The sequence below is a fragment of the Rahnella sp. CG8 genome (genome assembly GCF_023701875.1).
GTDB classification, from domain to species: Bacteria; Pseudomonadota; Gammaproteobacteria; order Enterobacterales; family Enterobacteriaceae; genus Rahnella; species Rahnella aceris.
Map to the genome: position 1 here is coordinate 44,603 of NZ_JABAED010000030.1, position 6,827 is coordinate 51,429.

A 6,827-nucleotide genomic window follows, 5' to 3' on the forward strand; every position below is an offset into this window, starting at 1 on the left:
CGTCTACTTGACGATAAAACGGTGACGTTTACCCATCCAGAGGAGCATGCCTGACTCCGGATAAATCGTTGCCAGTTCATCGGTCTCTTTGTGGGCATTGATCCTTACTGCCCCCGAACGGATAAGCCGCCGGATCTCAGAGCGGCTCATTTCGGCAAGGGCCTGGCTGCAGAAATCAATCAGTGACAGGCGCGTATGTCCGTCAAGAATGAGGGGAAGATGGTCTTCTTCGGTGGGATTGTGTTGTTGAAATATCCGCTCAAAATGTTTGCCAGCAGTGTCAGCCGCTTCGTCACCATGGTAGATGGCAACTATCTTGTGTGCCAGATCCTTTTTTAAAAGAATGGGATTCATTCCCCGTTCCACCTGCTCTCTGGCCTCAGTGATGTGTTCTGCTGGCACATTCGTGGCCAGGCTGAGATAACTGAAAATGAGATGATCGGGCAGCGACATGACTTTCCCGTACATATCCTCAGGGCTGTCGGTTAACGCAATATAGTTCCCTTTCGATTTACTCATTTTATCCTTGCCGTCCAGCCCCTCTAGCAAAGGCATAGTGATGACCGACTGCCCCTCACTTCCGAAGGACTCCTGTAGCATTCGCCCTACCATGTTATTGAAGAGCTGATCCGTACCACCAAGCTCGATGTCCGCGTTGATCATCACAGAGTCATATCCCTGAAGCACTGGATACAGGAGCTCGTGTAGATAAATAGGGGAGGATGCGGCATACCGGTTTTTGAAATCATCACGCTGCATCATTTGTGCCAGCGTGACGCGGGAAACAAGCCCAATGATTTCAGAAAAAGACATTTTTCTGAACCAGTCGGAGTTGCGGCGTACTTCTATACGGGAAATATCTATAATTCGGCCGAGCTGGTCGATATAGGTCTGACTATTAATAGCGATTTGTTCTTCACTTAATGGTGGACGCAGCTTGTTGCGACCCGTCGGATCACCAATAGAGGCAGTAAAGTCACCAATAATAATGACAATACTGTGACCAGCATCCTGAAACTGCCTCAATTTACGTAATACAACAGCATGCCCGAGATGAAGATCAGGTGCAGTAGGGTCGAATCCAAGCTTAATGACCAGCCTACGATTTTCTTTTGCGGCGAGTGCAAGCTTTTTTTCAAGTCCATCAGAGGGTTCCATTATGGCAATATTTGAAGCCAATACTGCAATATCATTATCAGTGTTCATTGACATTCTCAGGAGAGTTAACAGGCAGTTAACGTTATTTTCTTAAGTACGTTCCTGTCAAGTCAGAGTACAATATAAAAAATAGCTTCTGCGCAGCATCGGTTGAGCTTGAGACAGTTCAGATTCCAGAATCTCACAGCCTAAAGCTATCCCCCACGTTCCCCCTAAAGGGCACCTTCCCACTTATTCCCCCACTGCGTTCACGTGGATACGGTTTCCCCATTGATTTTAAACTATTTTTTTATTCCCCCACTTACTCTGTGCCTAGACACGCGTAAAGTGGGGGGATTAGCCATAGTTTTTGGTTTTCTCCCGGATTCCCCCCACCTCATGCCCTAGTTACTCACGACGAAAAAGGCTTCATTCAAGCAAAGCGTGTTCATGGGACATTAATGCGCGTTAGCGCATGGCAGGCGGCAAAGGAAATCGCAGAAAGCGACAGTGCTGATAGCCGCCGGAACCCGGCGAAGCCGGTTAAGGGCGTTCAAAGCCCACGTAACCCCGCACGCCCTGCAAAGCCATACGATCTTACCGGCAACACCCGAGTTGAGGTACGTCCCGCCCCGTTAGCGCGGCAACGCCGCGATGTATCGGGGCTCCGGACGTTGCTGACTTACCGGCAACGTCCGGGGGGCGTGTATGCCTGTCGTATCACAATGGCATATGGATGTCGAATGATGGCGGACCAGGCTAAGTTATTCTTCCTGCTCTTTATGCCGGGGGCGGATAATTTCGCCTTCGATCGTCAACAGCCCGTCGTTGACCAGCTTATCCAGCCAGCGGGTAAATTTCTTCGACACATCCACCCCCATGGCCCGCAGGTCATCACGTACCAGCGTCCGGGTACATGGTTCACCGGCGGCGGTACGCGAGCGCACGCACTGCCATAACGCCACATGGTTACTGGTCAGGCGCGGCACCGAGGCCAGGTAAGGGTCCAGGGCCGGATTGTCCGCTTCCGGGGGGTGACCTTCATCGTTCAGCACCAGCGACACAATCTGCTCCTCATCGTCATCGGTATACAATGGCACCCGGCTTAAGGCGTAAGCCCTATGCGGCGGCTCCTCCGCATCCTTCATCTTGGTGCACTTCAGCACCAGACCCTGACCGGATTCCTCTCGCCGCACATGGAACTCCGCGTCCAGCGCCGCCCGGAAGGCGCTGGAGCCGCGTGCGCCCTTGTCCTCATCCTTGCCGGAGTGGTGGATAATCAGCACTGTGGCGCGGGTTTTCGCCTTGATATAATCACAGCCCTGGATAAATGCGCCCATATCGCGGGCGGCATTCTCATCCGAGCCGCCAAAGCAGCGGGCCAGCGTATCGAGCACCACCAGCCTGACCGCCATGCCCGTTTGGTTTTCTACTTCGCGGGCGGCCAGCACCACTTGCTCCGCGCTTTCAGGGCTGGCCGGGAATACCGGGCAGTCAATGCGCCACAGCGTGCCGATGGGGCTGTCGCCGTTAAAGGTACGCTCCCAGGCCTTAATCCGGCGCGGCACGCCGATACCGCCTTCCCCGACGATATACAGCACCGAGCCCTGGGCGACCCGCCGTCTCGCCCAGGGCATGCCGGTGGCAATATGGCAGGCCCAGGCAATCGCCAGGAAGGATTTATAGGAGCCGCTGGGGCCGTAAATGCTGGTCAGGGCGTCACTGGGTAAATGTCCCTTGATAAGATAATCCTGGCGGGTGTCATAGCCCTGCGAGCCAGGATGCAAGGGTAACGTGGTGGTGAAGGGGGACTTCTGCTGGTCAACCAGCGTTAAGGGTGGCTTCATGGTGACCTCCACAGTCATTTATCAATATTCATAAGGAAAACGTCAGCGCAGCCCGGACAACAAATATCCCTGCGTCCGGGCTGGCGTCTCTGTGGTACTTTTCCCCTGGCTGGCCTCATTTTTTTCCTCCCGCCATCTGCTGGACATATACCCGTTTGACAAACTCGCCCCGGCCGTCACCGTGCCCCAGGTCCATCGCCACCCGCGCCAGGGCCTCTTTGTGACCCGCTCCCTGTTGCCGGTGCCAGTTCAGGCTGTCTTGCGCCCAGGCGTAACGCAGGCTTTGGGACGCCTGCCGTCCGGTCAGACCCAGCCGCCGGAGATGGTAGTGGTAATAGTTCATGGCGGTTTTCAGTTCGGGACGGTCAATCAGTCGCCCGTGGCGCTCAGCGGCAATCTGGCGGGCGGTATCGATAGCGGCGGATACCTGCTCTGTATTGATGGCCGATGTTTCGCGCAGACGTCCGCCCTTGGTGCCGTAAGTTACCGTCAGCCTGGGTTGCCCGCTGTCCAGCTCATGCCGCCAGGTCTCCAGTGATTTCACCGCCTGAACCGCTTCCTGGGCGCGTAGCCCCAGCAGACGCTGAAGTTGCAGCGTCGCCGCCAGTCCGGCGTCACGCTCACGCGCATCTTGATAAATTTGTGCATACACCGCATCCGGCAGCGGGTCTTTGGTCCCCATCCTGCTGGCGCCGCTCAGCCCCAGCGCGGTATTGCTCAGACGCCTATCATCCGCCAGCCGGTCGCGCCCGGCCTGATGGAGTACCGTCCTGATGGCGGCCATCTCGTTTTGCAGGCTGCGTGCACTGATGCCCTCCGCCTTACGGGCCTCGATATAGCTTTCAATATGTTTAGCTTTAATCTGATTCACGCTGCGGGACTGGATATTCAGTGCGCGCAGGTGCTGCACAAACCGCCGGGCCATGCCGGTGCGGTCGTTCACGGTCTTGTAACTGCCGCCCGCCTGGCGAGCCAGCCGGATTAACTCTCGTTGCAGGGTTGACATAAAACCCCTCCCATACCTTATCCGTATTGTCTGTAACCCACACTCATCACTACCCCTCGGCAGCGGTACTGACCTTTCCCCGGTGACACGGTCCTGAAGACGAATACCTGCACCGGGGCGGGGTGTCAGGTGAGGTGTTGCGGGGTACGGTGACGCACTCGGTGCGGCCGCCTGACTCTCGTCAGGATATTCCCCCAGGCCTTCCGGCCTGCCTCGGTATTCGGTCTTTTTCCTCCTTAGTAGTCGATGGTTGACGGGGATAATTGCAGGCCGGAGAGGCCTGTCAGATGGTGACGGTTGCGGCAGAAGCCGCACGGACAAGGGCTGGCTGCGGCAGTGCGGGGACGGTCACTTTGCGCTGTCGCTTAAAGTGACCGTCCCGCCCGCGGGCCGGTGAAAAGGCGTATTGCCGCAGTTGGCATGGAGCAGCAGCAGCCGCAAAAGGATAACGCTCCTCCGGGCAGGTGCCCGGTAGCAGAGAGCAGTAAGCAGTAAAAGAGTGGGCAAGTGGAGTGGTTGCCCTGAAGAAAAATGCGAACAAGGTGAAATCAATCGGGCCTGGAGGCCATGAAAAAACATCACACCCATGCGTCAAAACATGCGCCTGCGTAAACGGTGTGTGGGCAGGCTTGGGGAGGTCACAGCCGGAGGAACCGGTCTGCGCAGCCTTAAAGACCTGAGCTGCCTGGGATGCTGTTAACAAACAGCGATTGCGCTTTTTTTATACAACCATTTGGCCGCTAGTGCAAGTGCTGGCAGCAGTCTGATGATCGGCTAACGCGCTTTGCTTGTTATCCGGGCATGGCGCGAGTAAACAAGTGACTCACGCCATGCCCGGAGTTGTTCAAAGGCAAACGAGAACGAATGGTCCCCCAATCTGCTTAGGGTGATTAAGTGATTTACTACAGGCGAGATCCGTATTCTGTTTTAGCATAACGGTATCAGGGCTTGTTTGTGTGACGGTATTCAGGTGAAATGTGTTCGGGCGTTTCCGGTGTCGTCCCGGGTTGTTTGTACTCCGTTTATCCTGTCGCCTGCCCGTCGCCGGAAATGTCCGTTTTGCCTTCCAGCAGTTAGTCCTCTTCTGAAACAATAATTCTTCCACAGGTCAGTAAATTTTCAGAAAGGGAGCACCGCCATAAATTAAGTCGGCAAATCTGTGTCCTTCTCCTTTCACTCTAAATCTACCCATCGTCCGTCCATAAAAGCGGTGAGTCCGTATGCCGTATTGTTAGGTGATAGCAGTCAAACCGTCAGGCACGATGGGCCAGTTGACGCTGATGTTATCAGCCCAACCCAGTCAGCCAGGATCTTCAGGGCTGCGGCGTGTCTTCACACGCAGATCCGGTCCGCTGCGCATCACATGGCGGACAACGTGCCTCGGCACTGATGCTGCATTTTCCCCGGTGATACCACCGCGTTCCCTGCGGGTACATCTCACCTTAACTACCATTTTCACAGGAGATGAAATCATGACTATCCCCGACATGTGTTCATCCACGCACAGCCACAGGCAGATTACTGTCAAGCTGGCGTTGACTTTAACAGACTTGAAATATGTAAGGTATTACCTTACAATGGAGTCATTATGATCCGGAGTTTCAGACACAAGGGACTCCGGGCTTTGTATGAGTGCGGCGATCCCTCCGGTGTCCACGCGGCGCACGTTCCACGGCTGAGGCGTCTGTTGATGTATCTGAATGACGCCAGCGCCCCGGGCGACATTGCCGGTTTTCGCCTGCACCCGCTTAAGGGTCAGCTCAAAGGTTTCTGGTCGGTAAGTATCTCAGGCAACTGGCGAGTTATCTTCCGGTTCAACGGCTCCGATGTAGAGCTGATTGATTACCTTGATTATCATTAGGAGGCCAGTATGGCGATGTACAATCCGCCCCATCCCGGGGAATCGCTGCGTGAAGATGTTCTTCCGGCCATCGGCATGACGGTAACCGGCCTGGCACGGCACATAGGCTATTCGCGCGGACACCTGTCTTCGGTGCTGAATGAGCATGCACCAATAACAGCAGACCTGGCTTATCGACTGGAATTAGCGGGTATCGGCTCTGCACGCGTATTCCTGGCAGCGCAGGCCGCTTATGATCTGTGGCAGGTGCAACACCGTGAACATCCTGTTATCGGACGTCTGGCATTTGCCTGACTGCCCATTTTTATCCAACCGGCTCCACCTGTGAATGGTTTTCCCTAAATGCTGTACAGCTGAAGGGACGGGACCATGGGTGGAGTCTTCACTCGTTATGAGCACGACTTTCGTATCACCTCCTGCTGCCTTGAAATACGTTTTGCCCCCGGGCTCCAAGAGGGCGCGCACGGTACCTCCCATTAAGTTCGAACGGCAGGCAGGCGAATGCCAGTATCGCATTCACCCTCCCGGTCAGTCGCCGCAATATGCGCCTCAAAACGATAAGGTCTGACAAAAACCTTACTGCTTGCGTTAGCATCAAGATAATCAGCCCACCATTGCATCATTTGCTGCCGCTCTTCCAGATGTTCAGCTTTGTGGATATAGGCGGCCCTGACGCTGTTACGCTCCTGATGGCTCATCTGGGCTCTACCGCATCCCTTGACCAGCGCCCGGACTCAACCAGGGCGCTACAGGCCATTGTCCGGAATCCATGTCCACAAATCTCTGTTGTGCCATACCCCATCGTGCGCAGGGCCTTATTGATGGTATTTTCACTCATAGGTTTGTACGGTGAGTGATCACCGGGAAAAAGCAAGGGCAACTCACCGGAAAGGGCGCGGATTTCCCGGAGAACCCGGATAGCCTGTCGTGACAAGGGAACCAGGTGGGTGGCCTTCATTTTTGCGCCGCGTGAGGA

At 55.2% G+C, this 6,827-nt stretch carries 5 protein-coding genes and 1 pseudogene; 2 read left to right on the forward strand and 4 right to left on the reverse strand.

Going from position 1 to position 6,827, the window contains the following annotated elements:
* Positions 1-3: 3 nt before the first annotated feature.
* From tyrS to HGO41_RS21620, 3 genes are all read right to left on the reverse strand, one after another.
* Positions 4-1,206: a tyrosine--tRNA ligase gene (tyrS, locus tag HGO41_RS21610; protein ID WP_250981391.1), complete on the reverse strand. Its 1,203-nt coding sequence runs from the start codon at positions 1,204-1,206 to the stop codon at positions 4-6.
* A gap of 695 nt (positions 1,207-1,901) precedes the next feature.
* Positions 1,902-2,984, reverse strand: coding sequence for a helicase RepA family protein (locus HGO41_RS21615; RefSeq protein WP_250981392.1), 1,083 nt, complete (start codon positions 2,982-2,984; stop codon positions 1,902-1,904).
* A gap of 115 nt (positions 2,985-3,099) precedes the next feature.
* Positions 3,100-3,990 carry an integrase domain-containing protein gene (locus HGO41_RS21620; RefSeq protein ID WP_250981393.1) on the reverse strand — a complete coding sequence of 297 codons (891 nt, stop codon included), beginning with the start codon at positions 3,988-3,990 and terminating at the stop codon, positions 3,100-3,102.
* Positions 3,991-5,578: 1,588 nt separating this feature from the next.
* On the opposite strand from HGO41_RS21620, the gene HGO41_RS21625 reads away from it, so the two are divergent.
* Together HGO41_RS21625 and HGO41_RS21630 are read left to right on the forward strand one after the other, a co-directional pair.
* Positions 5,579-5,851 carry a type II toxin-antitoxin system RelE/ParE family toxin gene (locus tag HGO41_RS21625; RefSeq protein ID WP_250981394.1) on the forward strand — a complete coding sequence of 91 codons (273 nt, stop codon included), beginning with the start codon at positions 5,579-5,581 and terminating at the stop codon, positions 5,849-5,851.
* 9 nt (positions 5,852-5,860) lie between these two features.
* Positions 5,861-6,145 (forward strand): HigA family addiction module antitoxin, encoded by a 285-nt coding sequence (locus HGO41_RS21630; RefSeq protein WP_250981395.1) that lies wholly within the window; start codon positions 5,861-5,863, stop codon positions 6,143-6,145.
* Positions 6,146-6,327: 182 nt separating this feature from the next.
* Here HGO41_RS21630 and HGO41_RS21635 read toward each other — a convergent pair.
* A pseudogene (locus HGO41_RS21635) lies at positions 6,328-6,827 on the reverse strand (tyrosine-type recombinase/integrase); the annotation flags it as partial.